The organism is Pseudonocardia benzenivorans CB1190 (assembly GCF_000196675.2).
In the GTDB taxonomy this organism is placed as follows: domain Bacteria; phylum Actinomycetota; class Actinomycetes; order Mycobacteriales; family Pseudonocardiaceae; genus Pseudonocardia; species Pseudonocardia benzenivorans.
Genome location: NC_015312.1, coordinates 4,435,460 through 4,459,564, shown reverse-complemented (window position 1 = coordinate 4,459,564; position 24,105 = coordinate 4,435,460). Strand labels below are relative to the sequence as shown.

The 24,105-nt window shown below is 74.5% G+C and carries 18 protein-coding genes; 5 read left to right on the top strand and 13 right to left on the bottom strand.

Annotated elements, in window-relative coordinates:
- Nucleotides 1-100 precede the first annotated feature (100 nt).
- The 3 genes from PSED_RS20805 to PSED_RS20795 all read right to left on the bottom strand — a co-directional run bounded on the left by PSED_RS20805 (nucleotide 101) and on the right by PSED_RS20795 (nucleotide 5,688).
- Entirely contained in the window at nucleotides 101-3,088 is a 2,988-nt protein-coding gene (locus PSED_RS20805; protein ID WP_041759919.1) for an AfsR/SARP family transcriptional regulator, read from the bottom strand.
- Nucleotides 3,089-3,442: 354 nt separating this feature from the next.
- Nucleotides 3,443-4,582: a CaiB/BaiF CoA transferase family protein gene (locus tag PSED_RS20800; RefSeq protein ID WP_013676216.1), complete on the bottom strand. Its 1,140-nt coding sequence runs from the start codon at nucleotides 4,580-4,582 to the stop codon at nucleotides 3,443-3,445.
- A complete protein-coding gene (locus tag PSED_RS20795) occupies nucleotides 4,579-5,688 on the bottom strand; it encodes a zinc-binding dehydrogenase (RefSeq protein WP_013676215.1) in 1,110 nt (369 codons plus the stop codon). The genes PSED_RS20800 and PSED_RS20795 overlap by 4 nt, the downstream gene beginning before the upstream one ends.
- A 116-nt stretch (nucleotides 5,689-5,804) precedes the next feature.
- On the opposite strand from PSED_RS20795, the gene PSED_RS20790 reads away from it, so the two are divergent.
- Nucleotides 5,805-7,154, top strand: coding sequence for a glycoside hydrolase family protein (locus PSED_RS20790; RefSeq protein WP_013676214.1), 1,350 nt, complete (start codon nucleotides 5,805-5,807; stop codon nucleotides 7,152-7,154).
- A 27-nt stretch (nucleotides 7,155-7,181) separates the two neighbouring features.
- Here the strand turns inward: PSED_RS20790 and PSED_RS20785 are convergent, their stop codons facing one another.
- The 10 genes from PSED_RS20785 to PSED_RS20740 all read right to left on the bottom strand — a co-directional run bounded on the left by PSED_RS20785 (nucleotide 7,182) and on the right by PSED_RS20740 (nucleotide 19,267).
- Nucleotides 7,182-7,772 (bottom strand): TetR/AcrR family transcriptional regulator, encoded by a 591-nt coding sequence (locus PSED_RS20785; protein ID WP_013676213.1) that lies wholly within the window; start codon nucleotides 7,770-7,772, stop codon nucleotides 7,182-7,184.
- A gap of 65 nt (nucleotides 7,773-7,837) precedes the next feature.
- On the bottom strand, nucleotides 7,838-8,716 hold the full coding sequence (locus tag PSED_RS20780; RefSeq protein ID WP_233899094.1) for an LLM class flavin-dependent oxidoreductase: 879 nt from the start codon (nucleotides 8,714-8,716) through the stop codon (nucleotides 7,838-7,840).
- 137 nt (nucleotides 8,717-8,853) lie between these two features.
- Nucleotides 8,854-10,695, bottom strand: coding sequence for a helix-turn-helix domain-containing protein (locus tag PSED_RS20775; protein ID WP_013676211.1), 1,842 nt, complete (start codon nucleotides 10,693-10,695; stop codon nucleotides 8,854-8,856).
- 14 nt (nucleotides 10,696-10,709) lie between these two features.
- A complete protein-coding gene (locus PSED_RS20770; protein ID WP_013676210.1) occupies nucleotides 10,710-12,653 on the bottom strand; it encodes a helix-turn-helix domain-containing protein in 1,944 nt (647 codons plus the stop codon).
- 119 nt (nucleotides 12,654-12,772) lie between these two features.
- Entirely contained in the window at nucleotides 12,773-14,023 is a 1,251-nt protein-coding gene (locus PSED_RS20765) for an LLM class flavin-dependent oxidoreductase (RefSeq protein ID WP_013676209.1), read from the bottom strand.
- Nucleotides 14,024-14,056: 33 nt separating this feature from the next.
- A complete protein-coding gene (locus PSED_RS20760) occupies nucleotides 14,057-14,818 on the bottom strand; it encodes an SDR family NAD(P)-dependent oxidoreductase (protein ID WP_013676208.1) in 762 nt (253 codons plus the stop codon).
- Nucleotides 14,815-15,600 carry an alpha/beta fold hydrolase gene (locus PSED_RS20755; protein ID WP_013676207.1) on the bottom strand — a complete coding sequence of 262 codons (786 nt, stop codon included), beginning with the start codon at nucleotides 15,598-15,600 and terminating at the stop codon, nucleotides 14,815-14,817. The genes PSED_RS20760 and PSED_RS20755 overlap by 4 nt, the downstream gene beginning before the upstream one ends.
- 145 nt (nucleotides 15,601-15,745) lie before the next feature.
- Nucleotides 15,746-17,083 carry an MFS transporter gene (locus tag PSED_RS20750; RefSeq protein WP_013676206.1) on the bottom strand — a complete coding sequence of 446 codons (1,338 nt, stop codon included), beginning with the start codon at nucleotides 17,081-17,083 and terminating at the stop codon, nucleotides 15,746-15,748.
- Between the two features lie 299 nt (nucleotides 17,084-17,382).
- Nucleotides 17,383-18,177, bottom strand: a complete 795-nt coding sequence (locus PSED_RS20745; protein ID WP_013676205.1) for an SDR family NAD(P)-dependent oxidoreductase — start codon at nucleotides 18,175-18,177, stop codon at nucleotides 17,383-17,385.
- Between the two features lie 31 nt (nucleotides 18,178-18,208).
- Entirely contained in the window at nucleotides 18,209-19,267 is a 1,059-nt protein-coding gene (locus PSED_RS20740) for a zinc-dependent alcohol dehydrogenase (RefSeq protein ID WP_158511333.1), read from the bottom strand.
- Between the two features lie 358 nt (nucleotides 19,268-19,625).
- On the opposite strand from PSED_RS20740, the gene PSED_RS20735 reads away from it, so the two are divergent.
- The 4 genes from PSED_RS20735 (at nucleotide 19,626) to PSED_RS20720 (ending at nucleotide 24,094) form a co-directional block, all read left to right on the top strand.
- Nucleotides 19,626-20,438 carry an alpha/beta fold hydrolase gene (locus PSED_RS20735; protein ID WP_013676203.1) on the top strand — a complete coding sequence of 271 codons (813 nt, stop codon included), beginning with the start codon at nucleotides 19,626-19,628 and terminating at the stop codon, nucleotides 20,436-20,438.
- A 91-nt stretch (nucleotides 20,439-20,529) separates the two neighbouring features.
- On the top strand, nucleotides 20,530-21,525 hold the full coding sequence (locus tag PSED_RS20730; protein ID WP_013676202.1) for a 3,4-dihydroxy-2-butanone-4-phosphate synthase: 996 nt from the start codon (nucleotides 20,530-20,532) through the stop codon (nucleotides 21,523-21,525).
- A gap of 17 nt (nucleotides 21,526-21,542) precedes the next feature.
- Nucleotides 21,543-22,211, top strand: coding sequence for a nitroreductase family protein (locus PSED_RS20725; RefSeq protein ID WP_013676201.1), 669 nt, complete (start codon nucleotides 21,543-21,545; stop codon nucleotides 22,209-22,211).
- A 149-nt stretch (nucleotides 22,212-22,360) separates the two neighbouring features.
- Nucleotides 22,361-24,094 carry an L-lactate permease gene (locus tag PSED_RS20720; RefSeq protein ID WP_013676200.1) on the top strand — a complete coding sequence of 578 codons (1,734 nt, stop codon included), beginning with the start codon at nucleotides 22,361-22,363 and terminating at the stop codon, nucleotides 24,092-24,094.
- The last annotated feature ends 11 nt before the right edge of the window (nucleotides 24,095-24,105 follow it).

Sequence of the window (24,105 nt, the reverse complement as noted above, 5' to 3'; positions counted from 1 at the left end):
CGACGGTCGCGCGGGCCGCTGACAGTCCGGCGACAGTCCGCTGACAGCCGCTGACGGCCCCCGAGCGGCCCGTGAGTGGCGATGGTCGCGATAGCGACGGCTATCGCCACTCACAGTGCAGGGCCTCCTCGCGGGGCAGGGCGGCACCGCGGGCGTAGGCAGCGGAGAAGGCGTCGGGACCGAGCAGGTCGCGGGCCGCCGCCGCGGTCCCTACGACGTGCCGGTCGCCCACCACCGCGGTTCCGCGCAGCGCGACGGCGACACCCAACAGGAACGCGGCGCGCTCGGGGTCGGGGCCGGGGTCCAGCAGCGCCGCACCCGCCACACCCTCGACGACGTCGGCCCGGGCCGCGGCGAGCGGCGGGGCCGCGGCGAGCGCGGCGGCGTGCAGCCGTCGTGCCTCGTCGGCCTCGCCCGCTGCCGCGGCGACCCGTCCGCGGGCGGTCAGCACCGCGTGGCCGGACCCGGCCCCCGCCAACGCCTCCCGCGCCGCCGCCACCTGCCCGCGGGCCAGCGCGATCTCCGCCGACGACAGCAGCGCCTCGTCGGGCAGCGGGGTGCGGCCCGCCGCCGCCCACAGCTCGCGGGCGTGCGCGACGTCGGCGGCCGCGGCATCGAGCTCCCCGTGCCGGAGCAGGCTCGCCGCCCGGTGACACAGCACCTCGGCGCACTCGTCGAGCGCACCCAGCTCCTCGTGCAGCCGCAGCGCGGCAGCCCACAGCTCGTGCGCCCGGGTCCACTCCCCGCGCCGGCTCGCGATCAGCGCCGACCAGTCCAGGGCCTGCGCACCGCCCCACCGCTCGCCGAGCGCACCGAACGCCTCCCGGGCCGTGGACAGCTCCGGTTCGGCCTCGGCAGGTCGCCCGTCGAGCAGGGCGAGCAGGGCGCGGCTGAGCCGGTCGAGGGCGCGGCTCCACGCGTCGGACCCGAGCAGCCGCGGGTCGGGGTCCGAGCTGTCGGGCGGTCCCGCGACCATGCCCCACAGTGCCGCGCCGAACGGGTAGCGCAGCTCCCGGCCGTGCGTGCGCATGATCGCCTCGCCGCGCGCCCAGTGCTCGGGGGCGGCGCGCGGCACGGCGTGCGCCACGACCGCGACGTACTCCTCGGCCATGCCCTCCGGCACCTCGGCGGCGAGCAGCTCGGCCGCGACCGGACCCGGTCTGCTGTGCCGCCCGGAGAGCCACCAGTACGCGGCGAGCGCCGCGACCAGCGCGAACGCCGTCCGCCGGTCGTGGGTGGCGGACCAGCGCAGTGCCGCAGTCAGGTTCGCGTCCTCCGCGGACAGCCGGGCGAGCCACCGCAGCTGGTCGGCCCCGCGCAGCTGCGGGTCGGCCTCGCGGGCCAGCGCGAGGTGGTGACGGGCGTGCGCGGCGGCGACGGCATCGCGCTCGCCGGCCTCCTCGAGCCGGGCGAGGCAGAACAGCCGGACCGTCTCGAGCATCCGGTAGCGCTCGCCGTCTGTCTCGACGAGCGAACGGTCGACCAGGTCGGCGAGCACGTCCTCGCCGACCCCGCACACCGGCTCGACCGCCTCGGCAGGCGCCCCGCCTGCGAAGATCGCGAACCGGCGGGCGAGCGTCTGCTCCTCGGCGCCGAGCAGGTCCCAGCTCCACGCGACGACCGCCGCCAGCGTGCGGTGCCGGGCGTCGGCGGTGGGATCGCCGCGCGACAGCACCCGGAACCGGTCGTCGTCGGAGAGCTTGCGCGCCAAGGTGTCGACGCCGAACGTCCGCAGCCGCGCCGCCGCGAGCTCGACGGCCAGCGGCAGACCGTCGAGGTCGGCGCAGATGGCCTCGACGGTGGCGGCGTTGCCGTCGTCGACGACGAATCCGGGCCGCACCGCCGCGGCCCGCTCGGCGAACAGGCGTACCGCATCCGGCAGCGGGCCGAGCGGCAGCAGCGTCTCGCCGGTCAGGCCCAGCGGCTCGCGGCTGGTCGCGAGCACCCGCACGCGCGGACATGCGGTGAGGACGGTGCGGGCCACGGCGCCCGCCCCGCCGACGACCTGCTCGCAGTTGTCGAGCACCAGCAGGACCTCCTGCCCGGCGAGTGCCGTCACGAGGCGGTCGAGGGGCCCGTCGGAGCCGGTGGGGGAGTCGCGCACGCCGAGCGCGGCGAGCACCGCGGCGGCGACGGCCTCGCCGTCGTCGGCCGGCCCGAGCGGGGCCAGCTCGACCCAGCACACCGGTGCGCCCGTTCGGGCGGCGTGCTCGGCGGCCAGCCGCGTCTTGCCCATGCCGCCGGGACCCAGGATCGTCACCAGCCGGGCGTCGCCGAGTGCGGCGAGCCGATCGAGCTCCACCCGCCTCCCGACGAACGACGTCAGCTGCGCCGGCACCCGGCGCCGCCGACGCGGGGCGGGGTGCTCGGCCCGCAGGATCGCCGCGTGCACCTCGGCGAGCTCCGGGGACGGGTCCGCGCCGAGCTCGGTGCGCAGGAGCCTGCGGACCTTCTCGTACTCCTCGAGTGCCTCGGCCGGCCGGCCCGCGGCGTGCAGGGCACGCATCAGCAGCCCGCGCAGGTGCTCCCGCATCGGGTGCTCCGCGGCGAGCGCCGCCAGCGTCGCGACGGACGTGCCGCCCGGCAGCGCCAGCTCGGCCTCGGCGAGGTCCTCCCGGGCGTCGAGGTGCAGCCCGTCGAGCCGGGTCGGGTCCGGGCCGGGCGGCAGGTCCGGAACCGCCGGCCCGCGCCACAACGCCAGCGCCGCCCGCAGGACGGCGGCCGCCTCGGCGGTACGGCCCGACCGCAGGAGCCTGCGCCCCTCGGCCGCGACCCGGGCGAAGCGTAGGGCGTCGACGTCGTCGGGATCGGCCACCACCCGGTACCCGCCGCCGGTGAACTCGATCGTCCCGGGTGGCAGGGCCCGCCGTAGCCGCGACACCTGTGCCTGCACCGCGTTGGCCGCACCCGCGGGCGGGTCGTCGCCGTACTGGCCGTCGACCAGCGCCTCCACCGGGACGACGCGCCCGGCCCGCAGCAGCAGCATCGTCAGCAGCGCCCGCGGCCGAGGGCCGCCGACGGCGACCTCCTCACCCTCGGGGGTCCGGACCTGCAGCGGTCCGAGGATGCCGAACTGCACGATCTCCATCCTTGCAGGGCGGCCCCCGAGTGCAGGAGCTGCGCCGGGGGCGCGCCCGGGAGATCGCGCGCAACCTCACTGTCGTCGCGCGGCCGTCGGGGAGCAGTGGGGTTGCGCTCGGGTGGGTGTCGCGGACCACGCCGGTGAGCGCCGGGGTTGCGCTCCCGAGAGCGGGCGCAACCTCACGGTCGCCGCGACGCCGCGACGCAGCAGTCAGGTTGCGCTCCGGGGCTGCCGCGGCGACTTCCGTCGTATCCACCGGATGGGCATCATCGACTGCCACTACCGGGCCGCGGAGGGGCGGCACAAGGAGATCGAGCTCGCCGCGCACGAGCTGCTGCAGTACCTGGACGCCGCCACGGCCTAACGGATCTCGCGCAGCACCTCCTCGGTGTGTTGCCCCGGCGTCGGCGGGTTGCGGAGCGCGACGTCGGGGGACAGAAACGGCAACCGCGGCAGGGCGGGGGCGCCAGGAGGGGCGTCGACCGGGTCCACCAACATCCGGCGTTCCTGCGCGACGGGGGTGGCGAGGGCCTCGTCGAGCCGGTTGACCGCGGACACCGGGACCTTGGCGTCGCCGAGGAGCTTCTCCAGGTCACGACGGGTGTGCAGCGACGTGCGGGCCTCCAGCAGCGCGTGCAACGCCTCCCGGTTCACGACGCGTTCGCCGACCGACCCGAACCGCGGGTCGTCGGCGACCTCGGGGACGCCGAGGGCGGCGCACATGCGTCGGAAGATCGCGTCGTTCCCCGCGGCGACTATCAGCTCGCCGTCGGCGCAGCGGAAGGTCTCGTAGGGGGCGGCCATCGGCGTCACCGCACCGGTCTTGACGGGCGGGCGGCCCGTCGCGACGAGGTTGACCATCTGGTGGCACATCAGGGCGAAGCCCGAGTCGACGAGCGCGACCTCGACCCGCTCCCCGCGGCCGCTCTCCGACCGGCGGGCCAGCGCCGACATGACGCCCATCGCCGCCCACATGCCCGTCGTGATGTCGACGACCGACGCCGGCACCCGCGCCGACGGCCCGCCGGGGTGCCCGGTGGCGTCGACGATGCCGGTGAAGGCCTGCACGACGGGGTCGTAGCCGGGCAGCTCGGCGCCGAGCGGGCCACGGCCGAAGGCCGACACCGAGCAGTAGACGAGCCGCGGGTTGCGCGCCGACAGCGTCTCCCACGACAGCCCGAGCCTGTCGAACTTCAATGGCCGGTAGCTCTCCATGACGACGTCGGCCCCGTCGCACAACCGCAGCGCCGTCTCGCGTCCCGCGTCGGTGGTCAGGTCGAGGACGACGCTGCGCTTGTTGCGGTTGAACGTCGTGAAGATCGTCGAGATGCCGTCGGCGGCGAAGGGCGCGAGGCGGCGCGAGTCGTCGCCACCGGGCTTCTCGATCTTGATGACGTCGGCGCCCTGGTCGGCCAGGATCATCGCCGCGAACGGCCCGGCGATCATGGCAGTGAAGTCGACGACCCGCAGCCCGGCGTAGGTCCGACCGGGGCTCGTCACGGCCGGGAGGGGTCGAGCACCGGCTTGATCTCGGCCATGGCGCGCATGGCATCCATGGCCCGGTCGAGCTCGGAGAGGCCGTAGGTCGAGCCGAGGATCCGGTTCCAGTCGAAGCGGTCGGAGAACCGGTCGAGCGCGTCGAGGGCGACGGCGTAGTCGCCGATGTCGCCGCTCATCGAACCGCGGATCCGCAGCCCGTGGCCCACGATACGGGCGACGTCGACCTCCTGCCGGGGGCCGCCGAGCGTGCCCATCAGGACGTAGCGGCCGTTGCGCCCCATCATGTCGATGCCTTCCGCGCCCGCACCCGGGGCGCCCGCCATCTCGAACCCGACGCTCGGCCCGCCGCCGGTGAGGTCGCGGACCAGCTCGACGCGTGCCGCCGGGTCGGGGTGCTCGTCGACGGACACGACGTCGGTGGCACCCCATTCCTGCGCGACGGCCAGCCGGTCGGCCGGACCCCCCACGACGACGAGCTTGCGGGGGCCGTGCAGGGAGGCGAGCGCCGTCGTGAACAGGCCGACGGGACCCGCGCCCTGGACGAGGACGGTGTCGGTGAACTCGATGCGCCCCATGACGTCGAGCGCGCGGACGACGGTGCGCACGGCGCAGCTGCCCGCCGCGGCCCAGGTGCTCTCGACACCGTCGGGGACCACGAGCCGGCGCGCTCCCGGGACGACGTAGCCGACCTCGGCGAACGTTCCGGTGAAGTGCGGCGGGCGGCTGCAGTCGGACATGTAGCCGATGTAGCGCTGCGGGCACAGCGTCGGCTCCTTGTCCAGCGTGCACTGCCGGCAGCGCCCGCACGGGGTGTGCGCCCAGACGACGCGGTCCCCGATGCGCACGGGGTTGCCGAGGCTGTCGACGTCGGCGCCCGCGCCGATCGCGGTGACGCGCCCGGCCATCTCGTGGCCGAGGATCAACGGGAGGGAGATCGGGAGGCGTCCTTCGAGGTCACCGGCCCACACGTGCACGTCGGAGCCGCAGACGGTGGCGGCCTCGATGTCGACGACGAGCGCGCCCGGCTCGGGCTCGGGGCGGGGGAACGTCTCGACGGTGAACGGGGCCCGGTACTCGGTGAGGACGGCTGCTCTGGCGTCGGTCACCCCCTCTTCCTAGCCGATCCCGCCGCGACGCGCCCGGGTTCTCCGGGGTCCCGAGGCCGGGCCCTCGATCGGGTGAGGTGCCGGGCCGGAGCGCTCGGCGATGCCACTCTGACGCCATGCGCGAGGGTGGGCGACGGGTCACGACCGCACTCGCGGGTGCGGTGGTCGCCGGTGCGGTCGTCGTGGCGGGTCTGGCGGGTGTCCCGACGCCCGCGGCGGCGGCCGCGCCCCCGCCGACAGCCCAGCCGACGGCCCTGCCTCCGGCGCCCTCCGCCGCGCCGAGCACCCTGCCGTTGCTCGTCCCGCCGACGTCCGAGCTGCCGCTGCTGGTCCCGACGAGCACCGTCCCGGCGACCGCGTCCGCTCCGGCCCCGGCGCCGACCTCCTCGGTCGTCCCCACGACGGGACCGTCGGCTCCGAGCGGCGTCACGATCTCGGGGCTGGACCTGCACGACGGCACGATGCTGCAGTCCGGCGGTGTCGACCTGCTCTACGGGACGATGTACGGCTGCGGGTTCGAGTGGGGCGTCTCGTCACCGTGGTGCGGGTTCGGGGTGTCCGAGGCGTCGACGCCCGCAGGCCCGTGGTCGGCCCCGACGCGACTGTTCGCGCCGACCGACGTCAGCCCGTTCACGGGTACGACCTGGCAGGCGATCTGCGGCGACTCGGGCGCGGGCTGCTTCAACCCGCGCATGTTGCACCGCAGCGGCTGGGGTGACGACGACGGCGCCTGGATCCTCTGGTTCAACGCGCCCGACGACTTCGCCCGGACCCGGGCGAACGCGTACTACGCCATGGAGTGCGCGGGCCCCACCGGCCCGTGTGGCGGTGCCGGCCGCACGACGACGAAGCCCTCGCTGCACGACTGCACCGACAACGGCGACTTCTCGCTCGTCCCCGACGACCCCCGCCCGCCGATGATGCTGTGCACCATGGCCGACCAGACGCTCGCGTCGGAACGGCTGAGCGCATCGGGCACCGCCGGCGCCGGCGGCGGCTCGCACGACCTCGCGGGCCTGACGAACACCGAGGCCCCCGGCGCCTACCGCGACCCGTCGACGGGGACCTGGATCCTGACCTACAGCGACCCGAACTGCGGGTACTGCGCCGGCGCACCGACCGGGTACGCGACCGCGCCGGGTCTCGACGGGCCCTGGACCGCGCCGGCCAACACCAACCCCGACTGGGGCGCGCCGCCCTCGGGACGCCGGGCGATCTCCGCGACGTCGTGCGGCGGGCAGAGCCGCACCGTCGTCACCCTGTCCGGGCAGGCCTATCAGCTGATCGACCTCTGGCTCGGCACGCGCAACGAGACGCGGGCGGGTATCCGGCTCGAACCGCTGGTCTACCGCGGCGCCTCGGCGCCGGGGACGCCGCTGCAGGCCTTCGCGCCGTGGACGTGCGGCGCCGTCGAGGGCGGCCCGCACGGGACGGGGCACCGCGGCTCGGCCGCGTCCCCGGGGTGAGGCCGGAGTGCCGGGAGAGCCACCGCATCAGGCCACGCCGACGTAGGCGAGCACCCCGTCGAGCGCGCGCTCGAGGTGGACGAACTCGCCGGTCGACTGGTACATCGACGCCCCGCCCTGCACGGCCGCGAGCACGACCGAGGCGGCCGCCTCCGGGGCGACGTCGCCACCGCCACCGGAGGACCACAGCCGCGCGACGGCCCGCGTCATCAGGGCGTGCCAGCGCGTCTGCATGTCGACGACGATGCCCTCGGCCTCCGGACCGGTCCGCGAGATCTCGACGACGAGCGCCGTGACCGGGCAGTACCGCCCCAGCTCCGAGTAGCGCGCGATCACGGCGGCCCGCCAGGCGCGCCACGACTCCGGTGTGGACAGGTCCTCGATGTAGGGCTGCTGGTCGGCGATCACCCGGTCGGCCTCGAACCGGGCGATCGCGGCGAACAGCTCGGAGCGGCCGTCGGGGAAGTAGTGGAAGAGCTGGCTCTTGCTCGCGCCGGTGCTGGTGCAGATCCGCTCGAGGCTGACACCCGCGGTCCCGTTGGTGCGCAGCAGTTCGGCGGCACCCTCGAGGATTCGGCGACGGGTCTCCGCGCCCTTGGCCGTCAGCACCCGCTGCATGGCACGATCCTACGTGCGTCGCGGACGGTCCGAAACGGCCCGATGGCCTTCCGTCGCCAGTCCACTCACGCCGTCGTCGTCAGAGTGCGTCGCTGCGTGGCGGTTCCCCTTGCGCGAGCTGCTCGTCCCGGCGTGAGGACAGGGGCGACGACGTCCGCGATCGCCCGCATCGTCGTGATGTGCCCGGTGAGCCGCACGGCCGGCGGGCTGGTCTGGACGACGAGCTCGGTCGCCCAGTGCAGCGCCGGGTCGCGCCGCAGCCGGGCCACGGTGACGGCCGGGTCCTCGCCCGCGGGGACCAGTCGCGACACGGCCACCCGTGGGCTGCCCGCGGCGCGTGACCAGTACCGCGCCAGGTCCGCGGCGACGGGGGAGCCGGCGACGTCGGCGGGGCGACCGGTGAGCACCCCGATCCCGCGAGCGGCCGCCTCGTCGATCGCGACTCCCGAACCCGTCGCCCACCAGAGTCGCTGCGCGACCCCGGGCGCCGCCGGCACCAGCCGTGGACCCCGCAGGACGGTGCGCACCCGGTCGAGGACGGCGAGCGTCTCGTCGTGGCGGGCGCCGTGGTCGCGGCCGAACGCGGCCGCGGCGGCGGCGTCGGTCCCGGTGCCGACCCCGAGCTCCAGCCGGCCGCCGGACAGGGTGTCGACGACGGCGGCGTCCTCGGCCAGTCGCAGCGGGTCCTCGAGCGGAGCGGCGACCACCCCGGTCCCGAGCCGGATGCGCGACGTCGCGGTCGCGATCGCGGCCAGCAGGACCAGCGGGGAGGGCAGGAGGCCCGCCGACTCGTCGGCGTGGTGCTGGGCGACCCAGAACGTGTCGAAGCCGAGCTCCTCGGCGGCGACGGCGGCGGCGATCGTGTCGCGGTAGGTCTCGGCGGGTGCGCCCCGACCGCTGACGTGCGTGAGGTAGCCGAGCCGCATGTGCGGAACGTAGCGCACCGTTGACACACCGTGGCGCCCGCCGTCACCGCTCGGGCCGGCCGCGACCGACGGAGCAGCGGGCGGTCGCGCGGCCATCGGACCAGCGGCGGCCGCGCGGACCACCGGATCATCGGATCATCGGCCCACCGCGGCGGCTACCGGAGCAGATCGAGGAACCGCAGCACGACCTGCATCTCCAGGCTGCCCCGCGCCGACCGCCAGTCCTCGTCCCCGAGCACGGCGTCGATCCGTGCGATGCGCTGGTAGACGGTGTTGACGTGGACGCCGAGGGCCCGGGCGGTCGCGGGCGGGTTGCGGTCGTGCGCGAAGTAGCAGCGGACGGTCTCGACGAGCGGCGTCCCGTGCTCGCGGTCGTACCCGGTGAGCGGCCCGATCCGGCGATCGAGCAGCGCCCGCACGCGCTCGGGGGCCACGTCGTCGAGCAGCGCCCCGAGCACTCCCAGCTCATCGGCGGCCACCCCCTGACCGGCGCGCCCCAGCGCCCCGAGCAGCCGGGCGCTGCGCGCCGCGCCGGGATGCAGGTCGCGCAGGGCGGCGATCTCGCCCGCGGGGCCGTCCGCGCCCGCCGCCACGGGCGTCCCGGTCGTCGCCGACAGCGCGGCCGCGACCCGGCGGGCCGCCGCCCCCGCGTCGGCGTCGGGCAGCACCAGCACGGCGAGCCCGCCCTGCTCACCCGCGAGGCCGCCCTCGTCGTCGGCGAGATCGGCGGCGGCCGCGAGCAGGGTCCGCCGCGGCAGCGTCCCGCCCACGACCACCACGACGCAGTGCGCGCGCCCGGGATCGAGCACACCCAGGCGCGCGGCCCGCCGCTGCAGCACGTCCGGGTCCGCGGCGGACGCCCCGACCAGGTCGGCGACGAGCTCCGCGCGTAGCTCGCGGGCGACGCCGTCGGTCTGCCGGCGCATGAGGACGAGCAGCGCCGCGGTCTGGGCGGCGCGTTCGACGATGCGGGCGTCGCCGTCGTCGAAGGGAGCCGCGCGGTGCACCCGCAACGTCCCGAACGACTCGTGGCCCGCCTGCACGGTGACCTCGCGGGCGGCGCCGGCTCCGGCAGCGGGGGGAGCCGCGCCCGCCTCGGCCAGTACCGAGCCGTCGACGCCCACGAGGCTGACGCCCGCGTCGAGCAGCGCCGCCACGGCCGTCGCGAACTCGTCGAGCCCGGCCCGGCGCAACGCCATCGGCATCAGCTCCTCGTGGGCGCGGGCGGCGCGTTCGAGCGCCTCGCGGTGGGCGTCGAGCCGGGCGTTCGCCGCCCGCAGCCCGGCGGAGTCGGCCTGCACCCGCTCGAACAGCCGCGCGTTCTCGATGACGATCGCGGCGTGCGCCGCCAGCGAGGCGAGCAGCGCGATCTCGTCCTGGTCGAACGTGCGGTGGTGCCGGTCGGCGGCGAACAACGCCCCGATCACCGCGCCGCCCGAGGTCATCGGCACGCCCGCGATGCTGACGACGGCGTCGGCCGCGACCGCGGCGGCAACGTGGGGGTCGTGACGGATGCGCTCGTCGTTGAGGTAGTCGGAGGTGGCCAGCGGCCGCCCGGTCTGGATGACGTAGCCGCCGACGCCGTAGCCCATCGCCTGCCGGACCTGGCGCAGCGCGAGTGTCCGGGTGCCGGCCGTGACGCGCATGTAGGCGTCCCCGGTGTGCTCGTCGACGAGAGCGATGTAGCTGGAGTCGCAGGCCAGCAGCCGGCGGGCGCGGTCGACGATCGCGACGAGCACGTCGTCGCCGGGGCGCAGCGAGGTGAGGTCCGCGGCGGTCTGCAGCAGCGCCTGGCCCTCCCGCTCGCGCCGGGCGGTGCGCTCCAGCAGTGCCCGGACCCGCCCCGCGTCGGCGAGGGCCGCGGCGACGGCGGGTCCCGGCCGGTCGGTGCCGTCCAGGACGGCGGTGAGCTCCTCGGCGGGGGCCTCGTCGGCCAGCATCCGCAGGAGCGCGGTCAACGACCCCGTGCTCGTGCTGTGCTCGGCGGCGATGGGCACGCGGCGAACCTCCCTCACGTCCCCGTCGCGGGGACGAGCTCCTCCAGCGGGATCTCCGCGGTGAGGCGGTGCAGCTGCAATCCCAGCTGCATGGTGACCGCCCCCTCGCCCTCGCGCCAACGGCGGTGCCCGAGCACCAGGTCGATGCGGTCGAGGCGCTGGTAGACGGTGTTGGGGTGGACCTGCAGGGTGCGCGCGGCCGCGCGCGGGTTCTGCCCGGCGGCGAACCAGGCGTCGAGGGTGTCGAGCAGCAGCGCGTGGTGGGTGTCGTCGTAGCGGCGCACCGGGTCGACGGTCCGGCCCAGTAGCGCGCGAACCTGCTGCTGGGTGGTGCCGTCGAGGATGACGCCGAGCATCCCGAGATCGGTGGGACACGCGCCCTGGCCGTGGCGCCCGAGCGCGACGAGCAGGCGCAGGCAGCGCTGCGCCTCGCGGTGCCGCGCCCGGATCTCGGCGGCGGAGTCGGCCGGTCCGGCGACGCCCGCGGTGACGACCCCGCCGGCCAGCCTCTCCAGCTCGGACGCGACGGACCGGGCGACGGCGTCGGGGTCCTGGCGCGGCAGCACCATGACCACCCGGCCGTCGTGCTCGGTGCCCAGCCCCCCGCGCACCCCGACGTACTCGTTCGCGGCCCGTAGCAGCCGGGCGCGGGTCACACCCGTCGCCGCCGCGACCACCACGGTGTGCGCGACCCGCAGGTCCAGCGCACCCGAGCTGCGGGCCCGGCGCGTGAGCGCCGCCCAGTCGGGCTCGCGCGCGGCGAGCAGGTCGTCGATCAGCTCGCCGCGCACCTGGTGCTCGGCCGCGCCCACCTGCTGCTCGATCAGCAACATCAGCGCCGCGGTCTGGGCGGCCCGCTCGAACGTCCGGACGTCGGCGTCGGAGGGCACCTCGTCGGTGACGAGGACGAGATGGCCGAACGTCTCGTCACCGGCGCGCACCGGGACCGTCCAGCACGTCGGTGTGCCGCCGGGCTGGGCGGCGTGCGCGTCGTGCGGCGGCGCCGGCAAGGGGCTGGGAAGGTCGCCGTCGCCGCTGGTCACGAGCAGGCCGCCGTCGACGCCGACCGCGGCGACCGTGCCACCGAGCATGCTCGCGACGGACTCGACGAGCTCGCCCAGGTCGGCGCGGCGCAGCGCCAGCGGCATCATCTGCTCGTGCGCGGCGCTCGCCCGCTCCAGCGCCCGCTGCCGCTCGGCGAGCTCCTCGTTGACCGCGCGCAGCTCGGCGGCCGTGCGCTCGGCCCGCTCGAACAGCTCGGCGTTGCCGATGACGATCGACGCGTGGTCGGCCAGCGAGCACAGCAGGTCCATCTCGGCGTCGTCGAACGCGCGCTCGTAGCGGTTGGCGACGAACAGCACCCCGATGACCTCGTCGCCGAGCCGCAACGGCGCGCCCGCGATGCTGACGATGCCGTCCTCGATCACCGCGTCGGTGACGTGGGGGTCGCGGGACAGCCGGGCGTCGGCGAGGTAGTCGGCCGTCGCGAACGGCACCCCGGTGGCGACGACGCGGCCGCCGATGCCGGTGCCCACCGGCTGCCGGATCGACTCGATCGCCTTGGTCAGGGTGCCGAGCGTGATCCGCATGTAGACGTCGCCGCGCTCCGGGTCGCGCAGCGCGAGGTAGGTCGCGTCGGTGCCGAGGAGCTGGCGGGCCCGCCGGACCATCGCGTCGAGGACCTGGTCGACGTCGCGCATCGCGGCCAGGTCACGGGCCGACTCGACCAGCGCGAGCGCCGCCTTCTCCCGCCGCCGACGGTGTGCCAGCAGGTCGCGGACGCGTCCGGCGCTGCCGAGGGCCAGGAACATCTCGTCGCGCGCCGGCCCGGGCGGGCAGGCCTCGACCTCGGCGGCCAGCAGGTCGAAGGCGGCGGGCGGGGCCTCGGTCGCGAGCAGGTGCAGCAGCCGGGCGGCCAGCCGCTCGGCTGTCCGGGGAGCCGGGTCACCGTCGGCCATCGTCGCTCACCTGCCTTCTCGTGTCGTGACGTCACTCACCCGGCCTGCCGCCCGCCCGGACCACCCGCCGTTCACGCTAGGCGGGCGGTCCGGCCGACGGGCATCGGCCGATCAGGCGCTCAGGCCGCGGGCAGTCCCGCGTTCGCGCCGAACTTCGCCGCGACCCGCTCCTGGCTGACCCTGGGCGTCCAGCGGTCCTCCTCGTCCGCCCAGACGTCGCGCAGCTTCGGGATGACCTGGGTGCCGAACAGCTCGTTGTTGCGCATCGCGACCTGCTCGGGCAGGTCACCGACGTGCATGCACGTGATCAGCTGGCCGATGCGCAGCTCGGTGGCCAGCTCGCGGACACGCTGCTCGACCCGCTCGGGCGTGCCGGCGATGATGTAGCCGAGCTCGTCGTACTCCCAGAACGACAGCTCGCCGCGCGCCGCCTTCGTCCGCTCCTCGGCCGACTGCGTGCGCGCCCGCTCGAGGTTGGCGCGGATCGAGGGCAGGGTGTTGTAGCCGGGCGGCGTCGCGAACTCCAGCCCGGTCGGGTTCTGCCGGTAGAAGTACTTGACGGCGTCCGCGTACTGCTCCTCGGCCTCCTTCTCGGAGTCGGCGCAGCAGATGATCTGGGTGAACGCCATCCGGTTCGGGTTCATGTTGGCGCTCTGGCTCGCGGTGTAGTCCCAGAACCCGCCGACGATGGGCGCCGCGCTCTGCTTGCCGGAGAACGACAGGTAGCCGTAGCAGTAGTCCAGCGCGTTGACGACGTCCCAGGTCTCCGGGCTACCCGAGCCCGGGATCCAGACGGGCAGCTCGTCCTGGATCGGCCGCGGCCAGGTGTTGACGTAGCGCAGCTGGGTGTACTTCCCGTTGAACGCGAAGGGCTCCTGCGCGGTCCACGCGCGCGTGATCAGCTCGCGTGCCTCGTGGAACCGTTCGCGCAGCTCGATCGGCGGCACACCGTAGGAGAACGCGGTGTCCATCGGGGTGCCGAAGACGATGCCCGCGATGATCCGGCCGCCGGAGAGGCAGTCGAGCATCGCGATCTCCTCGGCCACCCGCACCGGGGGGTTGTAGAGCGCCAACGAGTTGCCGCACAGCGCGATGGCGGCGTTCTCGGTGGTCGCGGCGAGGACCGACGCGATCAGGTTGGGCGACGGCGTCATCGCGAGGGTGGTCTGGTGGTGCTCGTTGAGCAGCAACGAGTCCCAGCCGAGGGTGTCGGCCTGCTGCATCAGCCGGATGTAGAGGTGGTAGTCCTCGCCGACCTGCTGCGGGTCGGCCACCGAGATCGGCGGCGTGACCCACGAGCTGTGGACGGTCTCGCCGAAGTCGGCGGGCAGTTTCGTGTAGTACTGCTGGGCGAACCAGTGGAACTTCACTTCGTCAGCTCCTGCTCTCGAAAGAAGGGGGCGTCAGCCGGCCGTCATCCCGCCGCCGTCGACCCGGTAGACCTCGCCGTTGACGAACTCCGAGTCGTCCGAGGCCAGGAAGAGGACCATGTTCGCGATGTCCGACGGCTCGCCGACCCGCGGCGCCGCGACACCGGCGAGTGCCTGGGCGGGTAGGTCCGGCACCGCGTCGAGCAGCTGCTGGGTGCGGATGACGCCGGGTGCGATCGCGTTGCAGCGCACGCCCTGCTTGCCGTGCTGCGCCGCCACGTAGCGGGTCAGCCCGATCACCGCGGCCTTCGACGACCCGTAGGCCGTCAGCGCGGGGGAGCCGCGCAGGCCGGCGACCGACGCCATGTTGACGATCGAGCCCCTGCCCGCCGCGGCCATGTGCGGCAACACGTTCTTGCACATGACGAAGATGCTGCGGACGTTCGTCGCGAACGCGCGGTCCCACATCTCGATCGAGGTGTCGACGACCGAGCCGTCGGTGAACCACGCGTCCGGCCCGACGAGCGCCGCGTTGTTGTGCACCACGTCGATCCGGCCGTGGCGCCCGATCACCTCGGCGACGAGCGCCTCGATCGAGGCGGCGTCGGTGGCGTCGAAGTGCAGGGCGGAGGCACGTGCCCCGATCTCGTCGGCGACCTGCTTCGCCCGGTCGAGGTCGATGTCGGCGACGACGACCTCGGCACCCTCGCGGGCCAGCGTCCGCGCGGTCTCCCGTCCGATGCCCGCGGCGCCGCCGGTGACCAGCGCGATCTTGCCCTCGACGCGGCCGGTCACGACGCGTCCCGGGCGGTGAGGAACTCGCTGACGACGGACACGAACGCGTCCTCCTGCTCGATCTGCGGGTAGTGGCCGGCCTCGGGCAGCACCTCGAGCCGGGCGTCGGGGATGAGCCGGGCGAACTCGTGGGCGTAGGAGACGGGCAGCAGCCCGTCGGACGCGCCGTGCACGACGAGGGTCGGCGCGTGCACCAGCGGCAGCCGCCTGCGCAGGCCGCGGTCGGCGATGGGCCACATGAACTTGGTGGCCGAGCCCAGGTTGCGGGCGCTGAACAGGATGGCGGCGTGCGGGTCGTCCGGGTCCGCGACGAAGTTCGACGGCTCCCGCTCGGGCGGGGTGCCGTGCCACTTCGCGGCGGCGACCTCGGCGGCGGGACCGAACGGGTCGAGCGCGGGCTCGTCGTCGAGCCACAGCCCGAACGCGTCGACCAGCACGAGGCGGCGGACGAGTTGGGGCGCGAGCACGGCCAGCTCCGCGGCGAACATGCCGCCGAGGGAGTGCCCGACGACGTCGATGCGGTCGACGCCCCACGACGCGACGAGCTCGCGATGGAACAGCGCCACGTCGTGGACGTCGACGAAGGCCTCGAAGCCGGTGGAGCGCCCCCATCCCGGCTGCTCGGGGGCCAGCACCCGGCGGTCGGCGGCCAGCCGGGTCAGGAACCCCGCCCCGCCGGGATGGCGCTCGTATCCGTGCAGGTAGAGCAGCGGCTCGCCGCTGCCCTGCTCCCACACGTCGACGTCGAACGCGCCGACGTGCGGGATCTCGAGGGTGGTCACGCGGTCCTCCTTCCGGCGCGGCACGACGGATGAGCGTCGTGTCCGCGCAGCGAGTCTGTGGCGGCTGCCCGGGATGGACAACGGGACGATGTCCACCCCGGGCGGCATCGGTGTGTGCGGAGACCCATCCGCCGGGTGGCGGGCCTCAGGTGGTGAGCGACGGCTGCGCCGCCGGTTCGGCCTTCGAGGCGACGGCCTGGTGCACGCGCACCTCGCGCGAGAGCAGCACCGGCACGATGGCCAGGGCGAAGATCACCGCGCCGACGATCCAGACCGTGTTGAGCTGCGCGCGGCCCTCGACGGCAGTGTTGATCCACTTGCCGCTCTGGTCGGTGATGATCCAGCCGACGGCGACCTGCATGGCCGCCGACGCCCCGTTGAGCGTTCCGGTCACCTCGGGACGGGCGATGCCCGACCAGTAGCTGTTGACGGTGCCCCAGAACATCGGGTCGCACAGGAACGCGAACGCGCCGATGAAGAAGCCCCACAACACCCAGGTCGAGTTGTCGAGCACCACGCCCATGAGGAACCCGACGACGCCGCACGCGGGGCCGGCCACCAGCCACGGCCGGGTGCGACCACCGAAGAACCGTGCGACGAGGGAGCCGTTGACGAGCCCGAACAGCACGGGCACGACGGCGATGAGCGGGCTGACCCAGGCGACGGTGTCGGGGTTGACCTTCTCGAGGGTGATCAGCCCGTAGGGCAGCCACGGCCCGGACAGCCACGTGGGCGTGGTGGCGAACGCCGTCGCGATGATCATCGTGAGGACGCTGCGGCTGCGCAGCGCCCGGCCGAGCTCGCGGAAGGTGAGCTTCTCGCGGACCGTCGCGCCACGGTGCTCCTCCTGGATCGTGGCGATCTCGGCGGCGCTGATGCCACGCAGCTTCTCGGGCTTGTTCGACGTGAACAGCAGGAGCAGCACGAGCGCCGGGATGCCCAGCGCCGCGACGATCAGGAACGCGTCACGCCACGACAGGTGGTTGGCCAGCGGCAGCGCGATCGCGGGTGCGATCACCCCCGCGACCAGGCAGGAGCTCATCCAGGTCGACGTCGCCCGTGCGTTGAGCGCACCGGGGAACCACACCGAGAGCAACCGCTGCGACGGTGCCCACAGGAACCCGAAGAAGATGCCGAACAGGAAGTTCCGCCACCACATCTCCTCGTAGGTGTGGACGAAGGCCATCGTCGCCGACAGCACGGTCACACCGGCGATGCAGATGACGAGCATCAGCTTGGCGCCGATGCGGTCGGCCATGATCCCGGCGAGCAGCAGCAGGGGGAAGTAGCCGAGCAGGTAGCTCGCGGTGACGCTGGAGATCTGGGCCGTCGTCAGGTGCAGGTCGACCGACCAGAACGGGTTGAGCAGGCTGAACTTCGCGCTGTCGAGCCAGACGACGAAGTTGAGGAAGAGGATGCTCGCGAGCATCAGGCCGCGCTTGCCCGCGAAGAGGCGCGGAGACGCGGTCGCGGTGATCGACATGGTTGTCCTCCGGTCGGCCGGCGGCGGTGCCGGCGCGGATCGGCCCGGACACGGCGGGCGGATGCGCCCGCGACCCGGCGGAGGTCCCCCTGGGAGGGACCTCCGCCGGTTGACGTCCGGGGTGGTGCGTCCTGAAAGGACCGAGGGGCGGCCGTGCAAGGGCGTCACCACGAGGACGCCCCGGTTCATGACGTGGTGACCGGTTCACTGTGATCGCGCTCGCACCCGCTCACAACGGGAGGACGACCAGGCCGGCCAGGGTGCGGGTGGTCGGATCCACACTGCGGGATCCGTGTGGTTCACCCGGTGAACTGACCACCCGCCGGATGGAGCATCTGTCCGGTCATGAAGGACGACTCGTCGGTCGCGAGGAACAGGCACGCCGCCGCGATCTCCTCGGGTCGGCCGAGCCGGTTCATGGGGGTGATGCTCATCGCCGACGCGAACGCCGCGGGTTGCTGCTCGATGCCGTCGATCATCGGGGTGGCGGTGTACCCCGGCCCGACGGCGTTGACCCGCACCCCCGTCGTCGCCAGCTCGAGGCCCAGCACCTTCGTGAGCATCCAGACCCCGGCCTTGGAGACGCAGTAGGGGGCGGCCCCCGCCAGCGGGATGCGCGCGGCGCTGGACGCGATGTTGACGATCGAGCCGCTGCCCTGCGCGACCATCCGCCGCGCCAGCGCGCGGTCGGTCTGCATCACACCGACGACGTTGACGTCGAGCACCCGCTCGAACGTCTCCGTCGCCAGATTGACCACGTGCGTCGCGTTCGCGGCGTCGCCCGCGCGGGTCTGGACGTTGCTCGGGCCCGCGGCCGTCGCGATGCCGGCGGACGCGACGCCCACGTCGACCCGGCCGAACCTGTCGACGGCCGCGGCGACGAGCGCCTCGCAGTCGTCCTCGCTGGTGGTGTCCGTGCGCAGGTACACCGCGCGGCCACCGGCCTTCTCGACCTCGGCGACCGCGTCGTCGCCGGGGGCGAGGTCGCCGATGACGACGTCGGCCCCCTCGGCCGCGAAGCGGACGGCGGTGGCGCGGCCGATGCCGCTCGCCCCACCGGTGATCACGGCGACCTTGCCGTCGAGCGCACCCATCTGGGCTCCTCTTCTCCGAGAACGTCGGGGGTCAGGGACGGTCCGGCAGCACGACGACCTTCACCGAGCCGTCCGTGGCGTGCTGGGCGGCGAAGGCCTCGTCGACCTTCGACAGCGGGATGCGGTGGGTCACCAGCGGGGCGACGTCGACCGCACCGCTCGCCAGCAGCCGGAAGGCCTCCGTCGCGTCGTCGCCGGTGTAGGCGAACGTGCCGCGCAGCCGCAGCTCCTTCTGCACGACGGTGTCGAGGTCCACGCGCGGCCGCGAGCCGGACAGCCCGGTGAGCGCGACGACGCCGCCCGCCCGGGTGACGGCCGTCGCGACGCTGATCATCGCCTGGGCACCGGAGCACTCGAAGAACGCCGCGACGTTGCCGCTGCCGGGCTGGTAGGGCGAGTCCGAGGTGCCCCAGCGGTCCCGGACCGCGGCGACGACGCCGTCGCCCCCGCCCTCGCGGGCGTCGAGCACGTCGATCCCGGCGGCCGCCGCGACCTGCAGCCGCGGTGGCGAGACGTCGACCCCCAGCACGTCGGCGGCACCGTAGGCCCGCAGGACACGGACCACGCACTGCCCGATCGAGCCCAACCCGGCCACGACGATCGGCGCCGCGAGGTCGGCGTCGACCGTGCGCACGGCGCGGACCGCGACCGACAGCGGCTCCAGGAACGCGCCCTCCTCGAACGACATCGTGTCGGGCATCCGGAAGAGCCGGGCGCCGGACTCGGCGTGCGCGACGAGGACCTGGTCACCCAGCCCGCCGAACGAGCTGTGCACGGGCCGCGCGCAGAGGTTCGACGACCCGGCCGCGCACTGGGCGCAGGACCCGCAGGGCCCCATGGGGTTGACCGCGACGCGGTCCCCGACCGAGAAGGCGGAGACCTCGGACCCGACGGCGCCGACCGTTCCGGAGAACTCGTGGCCCATCGGGTCGCCCGTCGAGATCCAGGCACCCTCGGCGAAGGCGTGCACGTCGGAACCACAGATCCCGCAGGCGCCGACGTCCAGGACGAGGTCGTACGGGCCGGCCTGCGGTGCCGGCACCTCGACGAGACCGACCGTGCCGATCGTCTGCCATCGCGTGGACCGCACGGTGCTTCTCGCGGTCGCTGTCACAGCGCACCACTCTCCTCGACGTCGTCGTCGGTGGGATCGGGCAGAGCACCCGGGAGGCCGTCCGGACCGGGGTGGGCCGGGCGGCGGGACGGTCCGACTGTAGGAACCGGCATCGGGCCGGCGCGATGTGAAGGGCTCCACGAAATCCGCGGCCGGAGTGGTCACCGCTCCGTTGCCGGGCCCGTCGTGGCGACCCACGATGATCGGGCCGGCGTGCAGGCGGCCGGCGTCGCGGCGCCGGCGAGCCGCGTGCCGGGGGCGGTCCCGTCGTGAGTGGCGATGGTCGCCATGGCGACCTGCCACTCACAGACCGCAGGTCCCGAGGGGAGAACCGATGGCACAGTCCACTGTGAACGGGGTCCGGCTGCACCACGAGACCGTCGGGTCGGGCCCGCCGCTGCTGCTCGTCTCGGGCCTCGGCGCGAGCTCCGCGGCCTGGGCGGGCGTGGTTCCGGTGCTCGCGCAGCGCCACACGGTGACGACGCTGGACAACCGGGGGACCGGCCGCAGCGACGTGCCGCCCGGCCCCTACGCGATCGACGACCTCGGTGACGACGTCGCGGCGCTGGTCGACCGGCTGGGGGCCGGCCCGACGGCGGTCGTGGGCTGGTCGATGGGTGGTTCGATCACCCAGTCGCTGCTGGTGAGGCACCCCGGGGTCGTGTCGCGGGCCGTGCTGCTCAACGCCTTCCCGTCCTACACCCGGCTCCAGGACGCCTGGCTCGACGCGGGCCTCGCGCTGCGCCGCGCGGGGGTCGACCCCGTGACGACGGGGATCGACTCGATGCCGTGGGTGTACACGCCGCGGCTGCTCACCGACCACGACGCCGCCCTCGCCGCGGCCGAGCTCGCGCGCAAGGACCCCTACCCGACCACGCTCGCCGGGTTCGAGGCGCAGGCCGCCGGGCTGCGCGTGTACGACTCGCGACCCCACCTGCCGCGGGTCACCACTCCGACGCTGGTGCTCGTCGGGGCCGAGGACGTCCTCACCCCCGTCGCGCAGTCCGCCGAGATCGCGGCCCTCGTGCCGACGGCGAGACTGCAGGTGCTGCCCCGCGGCGGCCACGGCATGGTGCTGGAGTACCCGGACGACACCCTGGCGGCGATCACCGCGTTCCTCGACGAGGCGCCCGGGGCGGCGTCGTGAGTCCGCACCGGCCGGCCCGGCCGGGCACCGTCGTCGACCGGGGCGACGGGCGCGACCGGAAGGCGGGCCCCGCGCGGTTCGGGGCGGGCCGGTGACCGCTGGTCAGGGGCTCACGGGCGGCCGGCCCGTCGTCCTGCTGGACGACGCCGGGCCCCACCCCGGCACCGGCGTCCTCGTCGTGGCGGCAGCGGCCGTCGACCCGGCGACCATGGCGTTCGTGGTGCGGGCGAGCAGCGGTGTGGTCGGCGTCGCGCTGCCGGAGGAGCGGCTCGACGCCCTTCGGGTGCCGCCACAGGTGGCGGGCGCCGCAGGACCGGATGCCACGGCGTTCGCCGTGTCCGTCGACCTCCGCCGCGGGATCACGACCGGCATCTCCGCCCGCGACCGGGCCGCGACCGTCCGCGCCCTCGCCGACCCGGCCCTGCGCCCCGACGACCTCGTGCGCCCGGGGCACGTCCTGCCGGTCCGGGCGCGTGCCGGCGGCCTCGCCGAGCGGCCGCGTCCCGCCGAGGCCGCGCTCGCCCTGTGCGAGGCCGCGGGAGTGCAGCCGGCCGCCGTGCTCGCGACGCTGGTCGGCGCCGACGGCGACGCCGCCGGGCCGGTCGCCGCCACGGCGTTCGCGACCGGGCACGGCCTCACCACCCTCGCCGTCTCGGACCTCGCCCGCCCGTCGGGGAGCCGGCCGCCGTTGCGCCGCAGCGCACCTGCCGTGATCCCGACGCGCCACGGCCCGTTCACGGCCATCGCCTTCGACGACGGCGCCGCCGAGCACCTCGTGCTGGTGCGCGGGAACCCGGGTCGCGGGTCCGCGGTCGCGGTGCACGAGGAGTGCCTCGCCGCCGACGTCCTCGGCTCGCTGCGCTGCGGCTGCGCCGGCCGCCTCGACTCCGCACTGGCCGCGCTCGGCCGCGGCGGGTGCGGTGCCGTCGTGCTGCTGCGGGCGCCCCGCCGCGGGTTCGCCGCGGACCCCGTCGGCTGCACCGCGGGACGTCGCCCGCCCGGCGACCCCACGGCCGACCGCATCCTCGCCGACCTCGGCCTCACCGCGCCGACGGCACTGCCCGACCCGCTCGCCGACGCGGGCTGACGACCGGAGACCCCCTGATGAGCGACCTGACGACCGACCCCGACGCCCTGCCCGTCCTCGAGGCGCTGCACACGACACCGGCCCGTCGCTATCTCTCCACCGACCCCGTCCCCGACGAGGTCGTGTGGTCGATGCTCGACGCCGCCGTGCGGGGACCCTCGGGCGGGAACTCCCAGGGCTGGGGCTGGGTCGTCGTCACCGATCCCGACGTCAAGAAGCGCGTCGCGGGCTGGTACCGCGAGAACTGGAACGCGGTCTACGGGAGCAGGCGCGCTGAGATCCTCGCCCAGCCGCCGGGCACGCCGGGCCTGAGCCGCAACGGTTTCCTGGGTGCGGAGCACCTCGCCGAACACCTGGAGGACGCGCCGCTGTGGATCTTCCCCGTGCTGCGCGGCGCCGCGGGCGCCACCGACCCCATGATCGGGGCGTCGATCTACGGCGCGGTGCAGAACCTGTGCCTCGCCGCCCGCGCGCACGGCCTGGGCACCTCCCTCACGACGCTCTACCGCGGCCACGAGGACGAGCTGCGTGAGCTGCTCGGCCTTCCCGACGACGCCCTCACCATGGCGCTCGTCCCGATCGGCCGGCCCGTCCGGGGCCGCTGGGCACAGCCGCGGCGCCGGCCCGTCGAGGAGGTCGTGCACTGGGACCGCTGGGGTGCAACCCGCCCCCGTGAGGGGCGCTGACCCGGGCCCGGGTTGGGCCGTTCGGGTGGCCGGACGTGCCTCGTCGTGCGGGCGGTGCGAGACGGGCGGATTCTCCCGGCGCGGCCGTCGTCACCGGGTGGCCGTCCCGTGCCGGCGGGGGCGCCGCCGCTCCAGGGGGGTGCTGCGCGGTGAGCAGCGGGATCGTCCTCGCCTCGTACACGCAGGACTACGACCCGATCGGGAACTCGCTCGGGCTCTCGTCGATCGTGGCGGTCCTGCCGCTGGTGGTCCTGTTCGTGTTGCTGGGCGTCGTGCGGATGCGGGCCTGGCTGGCGTCGGTGATCGGCCTCGCGGTCTCGCTCGTCGTCGCGATCGTGTTCTACGGCATGGGGGTCGGCGACGCGCTCAACAGCGGCCTGCTCGGGGCCGCCTTCGGCTTCTTCCCGATCATGTGGATCGTCATCAACGCGATCTGGGTCTACAACCTGACCGTCGACACCGGGCACTTCGACGTCCTGCGCCGCTCCTTCGCCTCGATCAGCGACGACCAGCGCATCCAGGCGATCATCATCGCGTTCTGCTTCGGCGCGTTGATGGAGGCGCTCGCCGGGTTCGGCACACCCGTCGCCATCAGTTCGGTCATGTTGATGGCGCTGGGGTTCCGACCGCTGAAGGCCGCCGCGGTCGCGCTGGTGGCGAACACCGCACCGGTCGCGTTCGGGGCGCTGGCCGTCCCGATCACGACGCTCGCGGCGGTCACGAAGCTCCCGGTCGACGACCTCGGCGCGATGGTCGGCCGGCAGACCCCGATCCTCGCCGTGTTCGTGCCGCTGGCGCTGGTGTTCATCGTCGACGGAAAGCGTGGGCTGCGGCAGTGCTGGCCCGCGGCGCTGGTGTGCGGACTGGTGTTCGGGATCGCGCAGTACGCCGCGTCGAACTTCTGGTCCATCCCGCTGACCGACATCATCGCGGCGCTCGCCTCGGCGCTCGCGGTCCTCGCCTTCTCGAAGCTCTGGCGGCCGGTCACCCCGCCCGACGTCACCGAGCAGGGCGGCGAGCCGCAGCCAACGGCCGCCTCCGGTGCCGCCGGCCCCGAGCCCACCGGCGGCGGTACGGCCACCCGGGTGGAGGAGCGCGTCGTCGACTCGCGGTCGGAGGTGCTCAAGGCGTACGCGCCATACCTGATCATCATCGTGGTCTTCGTGCTGGCGACGCGCGTCCCGCCGATCACCGGGGTCGCGCCGACCAAGCCGGGGGCGACCGGGACCGGGCTGGAGGCAGCGACCTGGATCGTCAACTGGCCGGGTCTGCACATCGTCAGCGGCACCGGCGCCCCGGTGTCGACGACATTCAAGATCAACATATTGTCCGCCGCGGGGACGTTGCTGCTGATCAGCGGCCTGCTCACGCTCCCGGTGCTCCGGATCGGCGTCGGGCACGCCCTGCGGACCTACTGGCGCACGCTGGTGCAGCTGCGCACGGCGATCGTCACCGTCATGGCCGTGCTCGCGCTGGGGTTCGTCATGAACGAGTCCGGGCAGACCCAGACGCTGGGCCTGTGGCTGGCGGGCGCGGGTGGGCTGTTCGCCCTGCTCTCACCGATCCTGGGCTGGCTCGGCACCGCCGTCACCGGCTCGGACACGTCGTCGAACTCGCTGTTCGGTGCGCTGCAGGTCAGCGCCGCGACGTCGGCGCACCTGTCGCCGACGCTGCTCGCCGCGGCGAACTCGTCCGGCGGTGTGCTCGGCAAGATGATCTCGCCGCAGAACCTCGCGATCGCAGCGGGCGCGGTCGGGCTGGCCGGGCGCGAGGGCGAGAGCTTCCGCAGGGTCCTGTGGTGGAGCATCGGGTTCCTGGCGTTCATGTGCGTGCTCGTCTACCTGCAGTCGACGCCGGTGCTGTCCTGGATGGTCGTCGCCTGAGAGAGTGTTGT

Excerpts from the sequence above, each read along its gene's own strand:
- PSED_RS20785 (WP_013676213.1), bottom strand. The coding sequence starts at position 7,772 with ATGCAGCGGGTGCTGACGGCCAAGGGCGCGGAGACCCGTCGCCGAATC.
- PSED_RS20725 (WP_013676201.1), top strand. The coding sequence starts at position 21,543 with ATGAGCGACCTGACGACCGACCCCGACGCCCTGCCCGTCCTCGAGGCG.
- PSED_RS20770 (WP_013676210.1), bottom strand. The coding sequence starts at position 12,653 with ATGGCCGACGGTGACCCGGCTCCCCGGACAGCCGAGCGGCTGGCCGCC.
- PSED_RS20790 (WP_013676214.1), top strand. The coding sequence starts at position 5,805 with ATGCGCGAGGGTGGGCGACGGGTCACGACCGCACTCGCGGGTGCGGTG.
- PSED_RS20735 (WP_013676203.1), top strand. The coding sequence starts at position 19,626 with ATGGCACAGTCCACTGTGAACGGGGTCCGGCTGCACCACGAGACCGTC.
- PSED_RS20805 (WP_041759919.1), bottom strand. The coding sequence starts at position 3,088 with ATGGAGATCGTGCAGTTCGGCATCCTCGGACCGCTGCAGGTCCGGACC.
- PSED_RS20745 (WP_013676205.1), bottom strand. The coding sequence starts at position 18,177 with ATGGGTGCGCTCGACGGCAAGGTCGCCGTGATCACCGGTGGGGCGAGC.
- PSED_RS20750 (WP_013676206.1), bottom strand. The coding sequence starts at position 17,083 with ATGTCGATCACCGCGACCGCGTCTCCGCGCCTCTTCGCGGGCAAGCGC.